This window comes from Pseudomonas sp. LLC-1 (assembly GCF_002992185.1).
In the GTDB taxonomy this organism is placed as follows: Bacteria; Pseudomonadota; Gammaproteobacteria; order Pseudomonadales; family Pseudomonadaceae; genus Aquipseudomonas; species Aquipseudomonas monteilii.
Genome location: NZ_LUVY01000014.1, coordinates 287222 through 300987, shown reverse-complemented (window position 1 = coordinate 300987; position 13766 = coordinate 287222). Strand labels below are relative to the sequence as shown.

The 13766-nt window shown below is 63.0% G+C and carries 16 protein-coding genes; 7 read left to right on the top strand and 9 right to left on the bottom strand.

Features of this window, described 5'->3' with window-relative positions; genetic code table 11:
* Positions 1 to 73 precede the first annotated feature (73 nt).
* Both A0O30_RS14810 and A0O30_RS14805 read left to right on the top strand, forming a co-directional pair.
* Positions 74 to 898, top strand: a complete 825-nt coding sequence (locus A0O30_RS14810; RefSeq protein WP_105947009.1) for a 5-methyltetrahydropteroyltriglutamate--homocysteine methyltransferase — start codon at positions 74 to 76, stop codon at positions 896 to 898.
* A gap of 54 nt (positions 899 to 952) precedes the next feature.
* Positions 953 to 1672, top strand: a complete 720-nt coding sequence (locus tag A0O30_RS14805) for an SDR family oxidoreductase (RefSeq protein WP_105947008.1) — start codon at positions 953 to 955, stop codon at positions 1670 to 1672.
* A 192-nt stretch (positions 1673 to 1864) separates the two neighbouring features.
* On the opposite strand, the gene A0O30_RS14800 is transcribed toward A0O30_RS14805, so the two are convergent.
* Complete coding sequence (locus tag A0O30_RS14800) at positions 1865 to 3043, bottom strand: acetyl-CoA C-acetyltransferase (RefSeq protein WP_105947007.1); 1179 nt, start codon at positions 3041 to 3043, stop codon at positions 1865 to 1867.
* A gap of 175 nt (positions 3044 to 3218) precedes the next feature.
* On the opposite strand from A0O30_RS14800, the gene A0O30_RS14795 reads away from it, so the two are divergent.
* Together A0O30_RS14795 and A0O30_RS14790 are read left to right on the top strand one after the other, a co-directional pair.
* Positions 3219 to 3485, top strand: a complete 267-nt coding sequence (locus tag A0O30_RS14795) for a PepSY domain-containing protein (RefSeq protein WP_105947006.1) — start codon at positions 3219 to 3221, stop codon at positions 3483 to 3485.
* Complete coding sequence (locus A0O30_RS14790) at positions 3482 to 4015, top strand: cytochrome b/b6 domain-containing protein (RefSeq protein WP_105947005.1); 534 nt, start codon at positions 3482 to 3484, stop codon at positions 4013 to 4015. Before A0O30_RS14795 ends, A0O30_RS14790 begins: the two co-directional genes overlap by 4 nt.
* A gap of 9 nt (positions 4016 to 4024) precedes the next feature.
* Here the strand turns inward: A0O30_RS14790 and A0O30_RS14785 are convergent, their stop codons facing one another.
* Genes A0O30_RS14785 through A0O30_RS14770 form a run of 4 tightly spaced genes read right to left on the bottom strand, consistent with a single transcriptional unit; the run spans position 4025 to position 8159 of the window.
* Positions 4025 to 5134, bottom strand: a complete 1110-nt coding sequence (locus A0O30_RS14785; RefSeq protein ID WP_105947004.1) for an agmatine/peptidylarginine deiminase — start codon at positions 5132 to 5134, stop codon at positions 4025 to 4027.
* A gap of 3 nt (positions 5135 to 5137) precedes the next feature.
* The gene (locus A0O30_RS14780) at positions 5138 to 6223 is read right to left on the bottom strand and encodes an extracellular solute-binding protein (RefSeq protein WP_105947003.1); all 1086 of its coding nucleotides are present in this window, start codon (positions 6221 to 6223) and stop codon (positions 5138 to 5140) included.
* A 2-nt stretch (positions 6224 to 6225) separates the two neighbouring features.
* A complete protein-coding gene (aguB, locus tag A0O30_RS14775) occupies positions 6226 to 7122 on the bottom strand; it encodes an N-carbamoylputrescine amidase (RefSeq protein WP_105947002.1) in 897 nt (298 codons plus the stop codon).
* On the bottom strand, positions 7119 to 8159 hold the full coding sequence (locus A0O30_RS14770; RefSeq protein ID WP_105947001.1) for an agmatine/peptidylarginine deiminase: 1041 nt from the start codon (positions 8157 to 8159) through the stop codon (positions 7119 to 7121). The genes aguB and A0O30_RS14770 overlap by 4 nt, the downstream gene beginning before the upstream one ends.
* A 135-nt stretch (positions 8160 to 8294) precedes the next feature.
* Between A0O30_RS14770 and A0O30_RS14765 the strand changes: the two genes are divergently transcribed.
* The 3 genes from A0O30_RS14765 (at position 8295) to A0O30_RS14755 (ending at position 11517) form a co-directional block, all read left to right on the top strand.
* Positions 8295 to 9155, top strand: coding sequence for a LysR substrate-binding domain-containing protein (locus A0O30_RS14765; RefSeq protein ID WP_105947000.1), 861 nt, complete (start codon positions 8295 to 8297; stop codon positions 9153 to 9155).
* Between the two features lie 136 nt (positions 9156 to 9291).
* The gene (gene fabV / locus A0O30_RS14760) at positions 9292 to 10503 is read left to right on the top strand and encodes an enoyl-ACP reductase FabV (protein WP_016713467.1); all 1212 of its coding nucleotides are present in this window, start codon (positions 9292 to 9294) and stop codon (positions 10501 to 10503) included.
* Positions 10504 to 10608: 105 nt separating this feature from the next.
* Positions 10609 to 11517, top strand: a complete 909-nt coding sequence (locus A0O30_RS14755) for an alpha/beta fold hydrolase (protein WP_105946999.1) — start codon at positions 10609 to 10611, stop codon at positions 11515 to 11517.
* A gap of 129 nt (positions 11518 to 11646) precedes the next feature.
* Here A0O30_RS14755 and A0O30_RS14750 read toward each other — a convergent pair whose 3' ends face one another.
* The 4 genes from A0O30_RS14750 to A0O30_RS14735 form a co-directional block, all read right to left on the bottom strand.
* Positions 11647 to 11988, bottom strand: coding sequence for a HopJ type III effector protein (locus A0O30_RS14750; RefSeq protein WP_177410280.1), 342 nt, complete (start codon positions 11986 to 11988; stop codon positions 11647 to 11649).
* On the bottom strand, positions 11981 to 12277 hold the full coding sequence (locus tag A0O30_RS14745) for a DUF1244 domain-containing protein (RefSeq protein ID WP_012274156.1): 297 nt from the start codon (positions 12275 to 12277) through the stop codon (positions 11981 to 11983). Before A0O30_RS14745 ends, A0O30_RS14750 begins: the two co-directional genes overlap by 8 nt.
* A gap of 9 nt (positions 12278 to 12286) precedes the next feature.
* A complete protein-coding gene (folM, locus tag A0O30_RS14740; protein WP_060499968.1) occupies positions 12287 to 12979 on the bottom strand; it encodes a dihydromonapterin reductase in 693 nt (230 codons plus the stop codon).
* Between the two features lie 77 nt (positions 12980 to 13056).
* Positions 13057 to 13617: an antibiotic biosynthesis monooxygenase gene (locus A0O30_RS14735; RefSeq protein ID WP_105946997.1), complete on the bottom strand. Its 561-nt coding sequence runs from the start codon at positions 13615 to 13617 to the stop codon at positions 13057 to 13059.
* Positions 13618 to 13766 lie beyond the last annotated feature (149 nt).

The following is a 13766-nucleotide window of genomic DNA, read 5'->3' as shown; positions in this document are numbered from 1 at the left end:
TAATGAGTTTGTCTCAACGGTCCGCGAGCCGGAAAATCCCCTCATTCATTTATGCATGCTGAAGGGACAAGACATGGCACTGGCACACAACCTGGGCTTTCCACGCGCCGGCCGCGATCACGAGCTGTGGCAGGTGCAGAAAGACGCCGGCATTGAACTGCTGCCAGTCGGCGACATTGCCTGGTACGGCCAGGTGTTGGCCGGTGACCACCAGCAGTTTGCCCTGAACTGGGAACAGCTTTTCGAGGAAGTAGCGCAAGCCACAGCCCTGGGCCATGCGGTCAAGCCGGTGTTGCTGGGCCCGTTGAGCTACCTGTGGCAGGCCAAAGCCAAGGTCGGTGATGTCGACAAGCTGGAGCTGCTCGACAGCCTGCTGCCGCTGTATGACCAAACCCTCAACCGCCTGGCTGCCCTGGGTGTCGAGTGGGTGCAGATCGATGAACCGATCCTCGCCCTTGAGTTGCCGCAAGATTGGAAAAACGCCTACGAACGCGTCTACAACATTCTTCAGCGCGCACCTTTGAAGAAGTTGATCGCCACTTACGCGGGTGGCCTTGAAGGCAACCTTGGCCTGGCCGCGAACCTGCCGGTCGATGGCTTGCACATCGACCTGGTGCAGGCGCCCGACCAGTACACCGCCATGCTCGACCGCCTGCCGGCCTACAAGGTGCTGTCGCTGGGCCTGGTCGACGGCCGCAACGCTTCGCCTTGCGACCAGGAAAAGACCCTGGACCTGCTGCGCGATGCCCACGAGCGTCTGGGTGAGCGGCTGTGGGTGGCGCCATCTTGCGCGTTGCTGCACAGCCCATTGGACCTGGCGGTGCAGAAGTGCCAGGAAGTGGCTGTACTGGTCAAGGCCCTGAATAACGCGCTGAAACAGATCGCTATCGCCGCTTGATCCTCAAACACCCTAGAATGCCGACTCCGATTCAAATCGACAGGGAGTGATGCGATGAGAGTTCTGGTAGTCGGCGCCAGCAAGGGCCTGGGCAAGGCCTTCATGGAAGGGTTGGGCAAGCCGGGTGACACATTGGTCGGTGTCTCTCGCACCCGGCCAGCAGATGTGAGCTTGGGCAAGGGGGTTGAAACCCAGTGGATCGAGGCCGACCTCGGCCAGCCCGCTGCCGCCGTCGAGGCCATTGCCGAAGCAGTGGCCGAGGGCGGGGTGGATACGCTGATCTACAACCTCGGCTTGTGGGAGGCCGAAGCGTTCGAGGCGCACTACAGCTTCCTCGACGACCGTGATGTGGAATTGCAGCGCATGGTCGACTGCAACATCACGGCAACCATCCTGCTGATCAAGCGCCTGCTGCCGTTGCTGCTTGAAAGCGAAAAACCACGGATCATTCTGACCGGCTCCACCTCGGGCTTGCCCCAGAGTGGTCGCCCGGAAGTGACCTTTGCCGCCTCCAAATTCGCCCTTCGCGGTATTGCCGAGGCGTTGCGCGAAGGTTATCGGGGGCAGGGCCTTGGGGTGACGTGCCTGAACCTGGGATACCTGAATACCGAGGACGGTCTGGATGTGCCGGTGGCCGAGGCTGCAGTGCGTGGGGAAGGGGGGCTGATACCGCTGCACGATGTGGTGCTGATGGTACGCACGCTGCTTGAACTGTCGGCGGCGAGCTATGTGCGGGAGCTGACCTTACCGGCCATAGCCGATGAGCGGTTCTGAAGGCTGAAATAGCCAAGTAGACAGGCCTGGCCCTATCGCCGGCAAGCCAGCTCCCACAGGGATCGCGCCAGCTTTCAGGTTTTGTGCAAGACAGTTGCTCCCATAGGTATGCACAATCCCTGAAATCTGTGCGGTCCCTGTGGGAGCTGGCTTGCCGGCGATAGGGCCAGGCCTGCTTGCATCAGTCCTGATTCAGCGCTCGATCGCCAGCGCCACCCCTTGCCCACCACCGATGCACAAGGTGGCCAGGCCTTTCTTCACATCCCGCTTGATCATCTCGTGCAGCAAGGTCACCAGCACCCGGCAGCCGGATGCACCAATCGGGTGGCCCAACGCAATCGCCCCGCCATTCACGTTGACCCGTGCCGCATCCCATTCCAGTGCCTTGCCCACCGCCAGCGCTTGCGCGGCGAACGCTTCGTTGGCTTCGATCAGATCCAGTTCGGCCAGCTGCCAGCCGGCCTTGTCCAGGCAACGCTGGGTCGCGGAAACCGGACCGATGCCCATGATTGCCGGGTCTACGCCGGCACTGGCATAGGCTGCGATCTTCGCCAGTACCGGCAGGCCAAGGGCCTTGGCCTTGGCGGCGCTCATCAGCAGCACGGCAGCTGCGCCGTCATTCAGGCTGGAGGCGTTGCCCGCGGTAACGCTGCCATCTTTCTTGAACGCAGGGCGCAGTTTGGCCAAGGATTGCGCGGTGGTGTCCGGGCGTGGCTGTTCGTCACGCGCAAACACTTTGGGCTCACCCTTTTTCTGCGGCATCACGATTGGCGTGATTTCGTCATCGAAACGCCCGGCCTCGATAGCCGCCACCGCCTTGCGCTGCGACTCGGCGGCAAAGGCGTCCTGCTGCTCTCGGCTAAGGCTGTACGTGTCCACCAGGTTCTCGGCGGTGATCCCCATGTGGTAGTCGTTGAAGGCATCCCACAAGCCGTCGGTGATCATGCTGTCGATCAGCTGGCCATGGCCCATGCGCTGGCCGGTACGCGCCGAAGGCATCACGTAAGGGGCAAGGCTCATGTTTTCCTGGCCGCCGGCAATCACTACCTCGGCGTCACCGCAGCGAATGGCCTGGGCGGCCAGGTGAAGGGCCTTGAGGCCCGAGCCGCAGACCTTGTTCAGGGTCAGTGCCGGAACACTGTAGGGCAGGCCGGCCTTGATCGCGGCCTGGCGCGCCGGGTTCTGCCCGGCACCTGCGGTGAGTACCTGGCCGAGGATCACTTCGTCGACCTGCGCCGGGTCCAGCCCGGTCTGTTCCAGCAGGCGCTTGATCACGGCGGCACCGAGGTCGACCGCAGGCACCGTAGCCAGGGCGCCCTGGAAGCTGCCGATGGCGGTACGGGTTGCGGCGACAATGACCACGTCGTTCATGTTGTTGTTCTCCGTGCGATGGGCGTAATGCCCAAGGATCGGTGGCTTTGGCTTATTTGTTAAGTTTGTTTTTCTTTCTGATTGATGTGAAAAGCAAATCAATGAGCACCAATCGCGCTATCCAACTAAGCTGATTCTCGTGCTGTCTTCACCCAACTGAATGGAGCTCATTCCCATGCGCATCCTGATAGCCCTGTTTATCCTGATCGGCAGCAGCACAGCATTCGCCGCCACCCAATGCACCACCGCGGACAAAAGCACCTGGCAAGACCAGGAAAAATTCCAGGCGCAGCTCAAGGAACAGGGCTACAAGATCAACAAGTTCAAGGTGACCAAGGGCAACTGCTACGAGATCTACGGTTTCGACAAGGATGGCCGCAAGGTCGAGATCTACCATGACCCGGTGACCGGCAAGGCGGTCAAGTCCGAGTACCACGATTGAACAGCAACGGCACGGTGCAGCTGTGGGACCCGATCCTGCGGCTGTGCCATCTCTCCATTGCCGGCGTGTTCTTCGCGGACTATTTTTTCAACGAAGAAGGTGACGACTGGCACCAGTGGCTGGGCTACTACGCACTGGCCTGCGTGATGTTGCGCCTGGTGTGGGGCTTTGTCGGGCCACGCAGCGCGCGCTGGGCCGACTTCTGGCCAACCCCCTCGCGCCTGGCGGGGCATGCCCGCAAGCTGCTGCGGGGAGAGCCTTGTCATCGCCTGGGGCATTCGCCGATTGGCGCCCTGGTGATGTTGCTGATGCTGACCGGCATTGTCGGCCTGGTCCTGACCGGATGGGCATCGCAGGAGGTGGATGCCTTGTGGGGCGAGGACTGGCCGACAGATCTGCACAGCTGGTTGGCCGATGCCGTGCTGGTGCTGGTTTGCGTGCATGTGCTGGCGGCCGTTTACGAGAGCGTGCGCCTGCGGGAAAACCTGCCTTGGTCGATGATTACCGGGCGCCGTCGGCGCCGCGATTGACTGAACCGGTTAAACGGCTGGGCACTGGTGCGTCACGCAGTGAATCCCCCCACCCCCAGCGGCAATGGCATCGATATCCAATTGCACGATATCCCGCCCCGGATACAACGCTGCCAGCAACGCCCGTGCCTTCTCATCTGCCTGCGCATCGCCAAACTGCGGCGCGATGACCGCACCATTGATCACGAAGTAATTGATGTACCCCGCTGCAAAGTCGTCATTGCCTTTGCTGAACCTGTTACGCCGCCCACGCATTGGCGGTGACACCACATGTATCTGCAACTTGCGGCCCTCGGCATCGGTGGCCTGCCTGAGGATATCCAGGTGCTTGCGCGTTACGGCGTAGTCATACGAATCAGGGTCATTGTCCAGATTGGAAATGACCACCCCCGGCCGCACGAAGCGGGCATAGAAATCCACATGCCCGTCGGTAATGTCGTTGCCGGCGATGCCTGGCAGCCAGATGACCTTGCTCAACCCAAGGCGCGCCTTGAGCTCGGCCTCGACGTCTGCCTTGCTCCAGCCCGGGTTGCGGTTGGCGTTGATCCAGCTGCTTTCGGTCATGATGCCAGTGCCATGGCCATCCACTTCAATGGCGCCACCTTCACCTACCAGCTCGCTGCGTTGGTACTGACCGCCAGCCAGGGTAGCGACCCGTTTGGCCAGCTGCGCATCGTTGCGGTGGCGCTGCTTGTTGCCCCAGCCGTTGAAATTGAAGTCCACCGCACCCAGCGCGCCGTCGTCATCGAGGACGAAGTTGGCGCCAATGTCGCGCATCCAGATATCGTCCAGGTTGCATTCGACAAAGCGGGTGCGTGGGCTGCCACAGTGTTGCTCGGCCAGCTTGCGTTCGCTGGCCCGGCAGAACACGGTGACCGGCTGATAACGCGCGATGGCCTGGGCGATACGACCCAGGGCAGCTTGCACATCGGCGGTGAAGTCTTCCCAGATGGCATCCTGCGCGCCAAAGGCGATGAAGGCGCGTTGCTGTGGTTCACCTTCGTCGGGCATGAACCAGCGCCCCGGTTCTTCAGCGCGGGCCAGGCCCAGCGGCAGGCCAAGGCCCGCGCCGAGGCCAGCGGCCAGTGACAGTTGCAGGAAGGTTCTACGGCTGGGCATGGGTCAGTCCTGTGCAGTCTTGAAGCGTGTCCACACGCGCATGCGTGCCCGCATGTCGGCCTGTGGGATATCGCGGCCCGGAATCAGCCGGGCGTAGGTGGCTTCATCGAGGTAGATGTCGGGGTTGTCGCGCATGCGCGGGTCCACGGCCTGGCGCGCTTTGGCGCTGGCGGTGGGGTAGCCGGTGAAGTTGCTGATGGCGGCCATGTTTGCCGGGCGCATGACGAAGTTGATGAAACGATAGGCATATTCCGGGTGCTTGGCATCGGCCGGGATGGCCATGGTGTCCATCCACACCGTGGTGCCCTGGCGGGGGACGCGGTATTGGAAGTCCAGGTGCTTGCCTGCGGCATCGGCGGTACGTTGGGCCTGGACCACGTCGCCGCTATAGCCCAGCGACACACACAGGTTTTCGTTGACCAGTTCGGTCACCGGCTGCGACTGGAACTTGCGCACGTACGGGCGTATGGCCTTGAGTAGTTCGCTGGCGGCGGCCAGGTCTTCACGTTTGGCGCTGCGCGGCTCGCGGCCCAGGTAGTTGAGGACCACGGCCAGCACTTCGTCGGGCGAGTCGATCACCGAAATGCCACAGTCGGCGAACTTGGCGGCCAGCGCTGGTTTGAACAGCAGGTCGAGGTTGTCCAGCGGCGCATCGGGCATGCGCTGGCGGACTTTGTCGGCATTCACCGTCAGGCCGATGGTGCCCCAGGTGTAGGGCACGGTGGCCTGGCTGGCCTTGGGGTAGCGAGCATGCAGCTGGCGCAGGCCGGGCTCGATGTCGTCCAGTGCCTCAAGGCGGCTGTGGTCCAGTGGCTGCAGGCTGCCGGCGCGCATCAGCCGCTCGGCAACGGTGTCACCGGGGAACACCAGGTCGTAGCCACTGCGCCCTGACATCAGCTTGGCTTCGAGTACTTCACTGCCGTCCATGACGTCGTAGATCACCTGGATGCCGGTTTCGGCCGTGAACTGCTTGAGGGTGTCCTCGGCAAAATAATCGGCCCAGTTGTACAGGCGCAGCACGGGCTGTTCGGCCTGTGCCTGGCTGGCGCAGATGGCCAGCGCCATTGCGGCTAGAACGTGGCGTTTCATGCTCAGGCCCTCAGGGTGTGTGGATGCTTGCCGTCCAGGGTCAGCAGGGGGGCGTACATCTCTGGGCGACGATCGCGGTAGATGCCCCAGCTCAGGCGGTCTTCGCGCATGGCTGCAAGGTCCAGGTCGTGCAACCAGATGCCCGTGTCGTCGCGGTCCGCTTCGCTGAGCATGGCGCCCTTGTGGTCACAGATGAACGACGAGCCATAGAAGCGCATGGACAACGATGCATCGCTGGCCGCGACCTCCTCACCGACGCGATTGGCCGCCACCACCGGCAGCAGGTTGGCGGCGGCGTGGCCGCGCATGGCTATTTGCCAATGGTCACGCGAGTCCAGTTCGGCGCAGCCGGGCTCGGAGCCGATGGCGGTGGGGAACAGCAGCACTTCAGCACCCATCAAGGCCAGGCAACGGGCCGTTTCGGGGAACCACTGGTCCCAGCAGATACCAATGCCCAGTCGCCCGAAAGCGGTGTCCCAGACCTTGAAGCCCGTGTCGCCGGGGCTGAAGTATTCCTTCTCCTGATAGCCAATGGCGTTGGGGATGTGGGTCTTGCGGTAGACCCCCAGCAGGCGGCCATCGGCATCGGCCACGGTCAGCGAGTTGAAGAAGGCATTGCCGGCGCGCTCGTACCAGCTAAGCGGTAGCACCACGCCCAGCTCGCCGGCCAGCGCCGCGAAGCGCTGCAGTATCGGGCTGTCGGGATAGGGCTGGGCGAGGGCCTGGTGCTGGTGGTCCTGTTCGATGCAGAAGTACGGGGTGGCGAACAGCTCTTGCAGCAGGATCACCTGGGCACCTTTGGCAGCAGCCTGGCGCACCAGCTGTTCGGCGCGGTCGAGGTTATCGGGCAGGTTCCAGCTGCACGGCATCTGCGTGGTGGCCACGCGCAGCAGGCTCATGGCTGCACCTGCGGCTGTTGCTGGGTGATGCAGTGAATGCCGCCACCGCCGTGGGCAATGTGGTCGATGCGCACCGGCACGATCTCGCGGCCCGGGAAGGCGTGGGCCAGTTGCGCAGCTGCGTCCTGGTCGGCAGCGATGCCATAGGCCGGCATGATGATTGCGCCGTTGGCGATGTAGAAGTTGGTGTAGGAGGCGCAGAACACCTCGGCATTCGGGTCAACGGCGGCGCTGGCCTCGTACAGGTCGAGCAGTTCGAAGTGGCGGCCCTGCGCATCGGTCGCCAGCTCCAGGGCGCGGCGGTTTTCCCGCACCACTTCGGCGTACACCGAATGCGGGTCTCGGGTGGCATCCACCAGCAGCACGCCAGGGCGGGCGAAGGCGCACACGCCATCGACGTGGCCGTCGGTCATGTCGCCGGTGACGTACTGCGGGTCACCCGGCAACCAGATGGTCTTGCGGATGCCCAGGTGGCGGGCGAAACAGGCCTCGAAATCGGCCTTGCTCACGCCAGGGTTGCGGTTGGGGTTGAGCAGCACCGATTCGGTGGTGATCAGCGTGCCTTCGCCGTCGACATGAATCGCACCCCCTTCGTTGCACAGTGCAGTGCTGAACCCGTCCAGGCCCAGTTGGTCTAGGATGCGCCGGCCCAGGCTGCGGTCCAGGCTGTGCTGCGACTTGCCGCCCCAGGCATTGAAGCGCCAGCTCAGGCCGGCCAGGCCGTGCTGCGGGTGGCAGACGAAGCTCGGGCCGCTGTCACGGCACCAGCTGTCGTCCACCGCCAGTTCGATCAGCTCGATGTTGGCACCACACAGGGCGCGGGCGCTGGCCACGGCGGACGGGTCGACCACCATCTTCACCGGCTCGAAACGGGCGATGGCCGCTGCGACTCGGGCGTAGTCCTGCTGGACATCGGCCAGGCGCACGTTCCAGCCGCTTTCCCACAGGGCCTGATTGTGTGGCCAGACCATCCAGGTTGCCGCGTGGCGTGCCCATTCGGCGGGCATGCGCCAGCCGCTGTCGAGGGACAGGTGCATAGTGAACTCCGATCTATTAGGGTTTTTTATCAACGAAGCCCGCCGTCGCGGGTGTTGGTGTTCATGCTATGGCTAGGCGTGGCCTGCGACAAACGATAGATTTAGCGCATATCTGATCAGTACGGCTTATCAATCATGCTTAAACACTGGCCACCCCTGAATGCCCTGCGCGGCTTCGAGGCCGCCGCGCGGCTGGGCAGCTTCCACAAGGCCGCCGAGGCGCTGAACCTGACTCAGTCGGCCATCAGCCAGCAGATCCGCAGCCTGGAAACCTACCTGGAGCAGCCGCTGTTCTACCGCAGTGGCCGTAGCGTGAGCCTGACAGACGCCGGGCACGACCTGCTCAGTACCACGCAATCATTGCTGCAGCACCTGGCCGTGGGCATTCGTCGGCTCGACCAGTACCGCAAGCCCAACCAGTTGGTGGTGAATACCAGCCCGGCGTTTGCCAGGCACTGGCTGTTGCCGCGACTGACGGACTTCCATCAGCGCTGCCCGGACGTGGACTTGTGGTTGTTCACCAGTTTCGAGGTGCCGGACATGGCCACCGAAACCATCGACCTTGCCATCCGCGACGACCTCAGTGCTCAGGCCGAGTGCAGTTTCAGCGTGCTGCATCAGGACCAGTTGTACCCGGCTTGCCATCCAGCCTTGCTGCAAACGCCGGTACAGCGGCGCACCACGCTGCATGGCGAGCGCGAGATGGACTGGAGCCACTGGCAACTGGAAGGCGGCGAAGATGTGGGGCAGCAGGGCAAAGGGTTGAACTTTTCCGACCCCGGTTTGTTGCTGGATGCGGCGAGCGAGGGGCTTGGGGTGGCGCTGGTCAGCCAGTTGCTGGCGCGGCGGGCAGTGGAAGAGGGGCGTTTGCAGGCGTTGTCGGCGCAGCGCGTTCGCGGGCCCGCGTGGGCTTGTCTGGTACATCGGGACAGCCAGGATGATCCGCTGGCCAGGCAGTTTCTGGATTGGCTTAAAGCGGCTTTACTGCCGGATTGAGGTTGCCACCGTTTTGCATCCCTTTGATCACCCCGTAATATGTGTCGGATAACCTGCGGGGGTAGTCTCACCCTCTGATCAATCGGAATCGCCTCAAGCGGCGCTTCCCCGGCATAAACCTGACGAGGTACAGACATTGGCCATCATTCATCCTAAGGTTCGCGGTTTCATCTGCACCACGACTCACCCGAAGGGCTGCGAGCTCAACGTCCGTGACCAGATCGAAGCCACCCGCAAGCTGGGCGTGCGCGAGGATGGCCCGAAGAAGGTCCTGGTCATCGGTGCTTCCAGCGGCTATGGCCTGGCGGCCCGCATCACCGCAGCGTTCGGCTTCAAGGCCGACACCCTGGGCGTGTTCTTCGAAAAACCAGGCACCGAAACCAAGGCCGGCACTGCTGGCTGGTACAACGCCGCTGCCTTCGACAAGTTTGCCAAGGCCGAGGGCCTGTACAGCAAGTCGATCAACGGTGACGCCTTCTCTGACGAAGCCCGTGCCAAAGTCATCGAACTGATCAAGAACGAAATGGGTGGCAAGGTTGACCTGGTCATCTACTCGCTGGCTTCGCCTGTGCGCAAGCTGCCGCAGACCGGTGAACTGGTGCGTTCGGCCCTGAAGCCAATCGGCCAGCCGTACAAATCGACCGCCATCGACACCAACAAGGACACCATCATCGAGGCCAGCATCGAGCCGGCCACCGAGCAGGAAATCGCCGACACTGTCACCGTCATGGGTGGCCAGGACTGGCAGCTGTGGATCGACGCCCTGGCGGGCGCTGACGTGCTGGCCGAAGGCGCCCGCACCGTGGCCTTCAGCTACATCGGCAGCGACATCACCTGGCCGATCTACTGGCACGGCGCACTGGGCCAGGCCAAGCAGGACCTGGACGAAACTGCCCTGCGCCTGGACCAGAAACTGGCCGGCGAACTCAAGGGTGGCGCCAACGTGGCGGTGCTGAAGTCGGTGGTCACCCAGGCCAGCTCGGCCATCCCGGTGATGCCGCTGTACCTGTCGATGGTCTTCAAGATCATGCAGGAGAAGGGCGTTCACGAAGGCACCCAGGACCAACTGGACCGCATGTACCGCGACCGCATGTACCGTGCCGACGGTGCGCCGGCCGAAGTCGACGAGAAGGGCCGCCTGCGTCTGGACGACTGGGAACTGCGTGACGACGTGCAGAGCGCCTGCAAGGCCCTGTGGCCACAGGTGACCACCGAGAACCTGTTCGAGCTGACCGACTATGCCGGTTACAAGAAGCAGTTCCTCAACCTGTTCGGCTTCGAGCGTGCTGACGTCAACTACGACGAAGACGTGGCTACCGATGTGAAGTTCGACTGCGTCGAGCTGTAATCGGCGATAGCCTGTACCGGCCCTTTTGCGGGTTCACCTGCGAACGGGCCGGTACAGGCTATAAAATCTTTGCTAGTTTTGGCGCACAACAACAGGGAATGCGCCATGAGCAGCCTCACCCAACCCGCCACAGCCTTTCGCCACCCCGCAGCCGACGGTTACAGCCTCGGCGGTTTCTGCTGGCGCCACGCCCAACCAGACCCCCAGCGCCCGCTGGTGATCATCAACGCTGCCACTTCGGTACGCTGCCGCTATTACTCACGCTTTGCCGACTTCCTGTTCGCCCAGGGCTTCGATGTGCTGACCTACGATTACCGGGGTATCGGCGAGTCGCGTCCGGCGTCACTGCGCGGTTTTCAGGCTTCATGGAGCGACTGGGGCAGGCTCGATTTCGAAGCCATGCTGGCGCATGCGGCAACGCATTTCCCTGGCCAGCCGGTGGATGTGGTGGGGCACAGTTTCGGCGGCTGCGCAGTGGGCCTGGCGCCTTCTGCCAGCCGGGTGCGCCGGGTGGTGATGGTGGGCGCGCAGTTTGCCTACTGGCGCGATTATGCGGCTGAGCAGCGCTGGCAGCTGTTTGGCAAGTGGCATGTGGTGATGCCGCTATTGACCCGAGTGTTCGGCTACTTCCCCGGCAAGCGCCTGGGGTGGCTGGAAGACACGCCGTCCGGCGTGGTGCACGACTGGACCACGCGTACACCGCGTTACGAACACCGGCCCAGCGGCCGTGGCCTGGAGGCGCTACCGTTCGCTCATGTGCGGGCGGCAACGCTGGCCATCAGCCTGACCGATGACCCCTTCGGCACCGTGGCGGCGACCGAGCGATTGCTGAGTTATGTACAGGGGGCCGAGCGTAAGCACCTGCGCATCGCGCCTGTGGATATCTCGGTCGAGGAGATCGGCCATTTCGCGTTCTTCCATGACCGGTTTCGCGAAAGCCTGTGGCCAGTGGCCTTGCAATGGTTGCAGCAGGGAGGGCTGGAGGAAGGGGGCCCTGGCAACATCATGGATTGATGGTCGGCGCAGAATTTTGGGGCTGCTTTGCAGCCCTTTCGCGACACAAGGCCGCTCCCACAGGAAGCATGCGATCCCTTGTGGGAGCGGCCTTGCGTCGCGATGGGCCGCAAAGCGGCCCCGGCTATCTCAAGCCTTGCGCGCCAGAGGCTGCCCGGCAAACTTCACACCCGCCAGCCCATGCTTGATCAGCGCACGGATATTGCCATGGTCGCTACCCTCAGGCGTGGCAACCACATCACGGTAATGCTCGCCAAAGGCCAGCAGCGCTTCCTGATCGCTCAGCCCTTCCAGCAGTGCCAGGCCCAACGTCTTGCACGAACCTTCGTTCTGCCCAGCCGCATTTTCCACGCCACCATTGTTGAAGGCCTGAGGCTGGTAGCTGTAATTGTCGGCAATGAACGCCAGGGTATTGGCAAATACATGTTGGCCGCTGGCCAGGCTGGTGCGCAGGGTGTTCAGATCAGTCACGAGGTTTTCCTTTTTCGAACGCCGCTTGTTGTTCGGCGCTGGCTTCTTTCTGGTGTTGGGCTTTCCACTCGGCGTAGGGCATGCCGTACACCGCTTCGCGGGCGTCATCCAGGCTCAGGTCGAGCTGGCGCTCGTCCGCTGCGGCCTTGTACCACTTGGACAGGCAGTTGCGGCAGAAACCGGACAGGTTCATCAGGTCGATGTTCTGCACGTCGGTGCGCTTTTGCAGGTGTTCGACCAAGCGCCGGAACGCGGCGGCTTCGAGTTCGAGCTGTTGCTGTGGGGTCATGGGCGTCTCTCAAGTCATGCGGTTTTTCAAGTGGCGGCCGCCGTTGATGACCACCTGGCTGCCGGTGCTGTACTGGCTGGCGAGCAGGTACTTGACGGTCTCGATCAGCGGGCCGGCGCCGGGTTCGAATTCCAGCAAGGCCTTTTTCAGGGTTTGCTGGCGGTAGGCTTCATCGCCCCCTTCCTTGAGGATCAGCAGCCCAGGCAGGATACCGTTCACATGCACCTTGGGCGCATATTTTTCGGCGAACGACAGCACCATGTTCTGCAGCGCGGCCTTGGTGGCGGCATAACCGATGTGGCTCTTGCTGCCGCGTGAGGACGTTTCGTCGCAGATGTGGATGATGTCGGCCTTGTCCACCCTGGCCAGCAGGTCGCCCAGGGCCAGGTTGAGGTGGTAGGGCGCTTCGACGTGCAGGCGGAACATGGTTTCGAGGTTGTCGAGCCCGTCATCAAGCCACAGCGAGGCATTGTGGATGATGGCGCGCAGGCCGTCGTAATGGCTGTGCAGGTGATCGATCAGGGCCTGGCGGTCGGCTGCCTGGCACAGGTCGGCCTGGAACTGCACGATGTTCGGGTGGGCCGTCTGTGGCTGGACACTGCGGCTGGCACTGACCACCGTATGGCCGGCCTGTGCCAGTTCAAGGGCCAAGGCCAGCCCGACGCGCTGGCTGGCTCCGGTAACGAGAATGGGGCTGTTCATGTTCGGGCGGTCAACTTGTCTGTCCTTTGGTTGCCACCCAGCATACCCGAACTGTTTCCCTGTTGTATGGCCTGCCCTCAGCGGCTGCGCAGGGCGCCAGGGGGCGTTGGGGTGGCATGCAGCCAACCGGCCAGCAGGCGGGTGGACAGGGGGATGAACAGGTAGACCATCACGGGTGTCAGCGCCAGGGTGCTGAGCAGTACCCGGGGTACCAGGTCCAGCGCTGCCAACCAGTGGCCGAACAGCAGGTTGAACAGCAACGAGACCGGGAAGAATGCCAGCCAGATTGCCACGGCCTGCTTCCAGCGGGGTGGTTTTTGCACCATGTTGGTGCCAAACCAGTCGTCAATACCACTTACGCGCGCCTCTTTGGGGCGTTCGAACAGGCCGTTGCCGCGTTGCAACCAGGCCCGGCGCGAGGCGGAGTGTTCCCAGGCATGCAGGGTAGGCTCGTCGCTGAAGCGGAAGATAATCTGGAATTCGTCGCCATCGCGGGGCGGGGCAAGGATGCCCGAGCCAAGGTAGCCGGGAAAGTCGGTGGCCAGCTGCTCGCCTTCATGCAACCAGGCCAGCAAGTCCTGGTAGCGGCCATGGGCGGCGCGGCGCGACACCATCAGGGTGACGGGTGGGGTAGACATTGTGTATCTCCTGGCAACGGGGCTGGCGGGTAGCTGGCCCCTTTGGCTGTGTGGCCCGGGGTGGTGGGCAACACAGGCGTGCATGCAAGAATCGGGCGCGGATTATCGCGTATCTGCAATATTCGGCAAACGTCGGGCGGCGAACGGTT

Bases quoted from the DNA above. Each gene is read 5' to 3' on its own strand.
- A0O30_RS14810 (WP_105947009.1), top strand. From the start codon at position 74: ATGGCACTGGCACACAACCTGGGCTTTCCACGCGCCGGCCGCGATCAC.
- A0O30_RS14805 (WP_105947008.1), top strand. From the start codon at position 953: ATGAGAGTTCTGGTAGTCGGCGCCAGCAAGGGCCTGGGCAAGGCCTTC.
- A0O30_RS14800 (WP_105947007.1), bottom strand. From the start codon at position 3,043: ATGAACGACGTGGTCATTGTCGCCGCAACCCGTACCGCCATCGGCAGC.
- A0O30_RS14795 (WP_105947006.1), top strand. From the start codon at position 3,219: ATGCGCATCCTGATAGCCCTGTTTATCCTGATCGGCAGCAGCACAGCA.
- A0O30_RS14785 (WP_105947004.1), bottom strand. From the start codon at position 5,134: ATGCCCAGCCGTAGAACCTTCCTGCAACTGTCACTGGCCGCTGGCCTC.
- A0O30_RS14780 (WP_105947003.1), bottom strand. From the start codon at position 6,223: ATGAAACGCCACGTTCTAGCCGCAATGGCGCTGGCCATCTGCGCCAGC.
- aguB (WP_105947002.1), bottom strand. From the start codon at position 7,122: ATGAGCCTGCTGCGCGTGGCCACCACGCAGATGCCGTGCAGCTGGAAC.
- A0O30_RS14770 (WP_105947001.1), bottom strand. From the start codon at position 8,159: ATGCACCTGTCCCTCGACAGCGGCTGGCGCATGCCCGCCGAATGGGCA.
- A0O30_RS14765 (WP_105947000.1), top strand. From the start codon at position 8,295: ATGCTTAAACACTGGCCACCCCTGAATGCCCTGCGCGGCTTCGAGGCC.
- A0O30_RS14755 (WP_105946999.1), top strand. From the start codon at position 10,609: ATGAGCAGCCTCACCCAACCCGCCACAGCCTTTCGCCACCCCGCAGCC.
- A0O30_RS14745 (WP_012274156.1), bottom strand. From the start codon at position 12,277: ATGACCCCACAGCAACAGCTCGAACTCGAAGCCGCCGCGTTCCGGCGC.
- folM (WP_060499968.1), bottom strand. From the start codon at position 12,979: ATGAACAGCCCCATTCTCGTTACCGGAGCCAGCCAGCGCGTCGGGCTG.
- A0O30_RS14735 (WP_105946997.1), bottom strand. From the start codon at position 13,617: ATGTCTACCCCACCCGTCACCCTGATGGTGTCGCGCCGCGCCGCCCAT.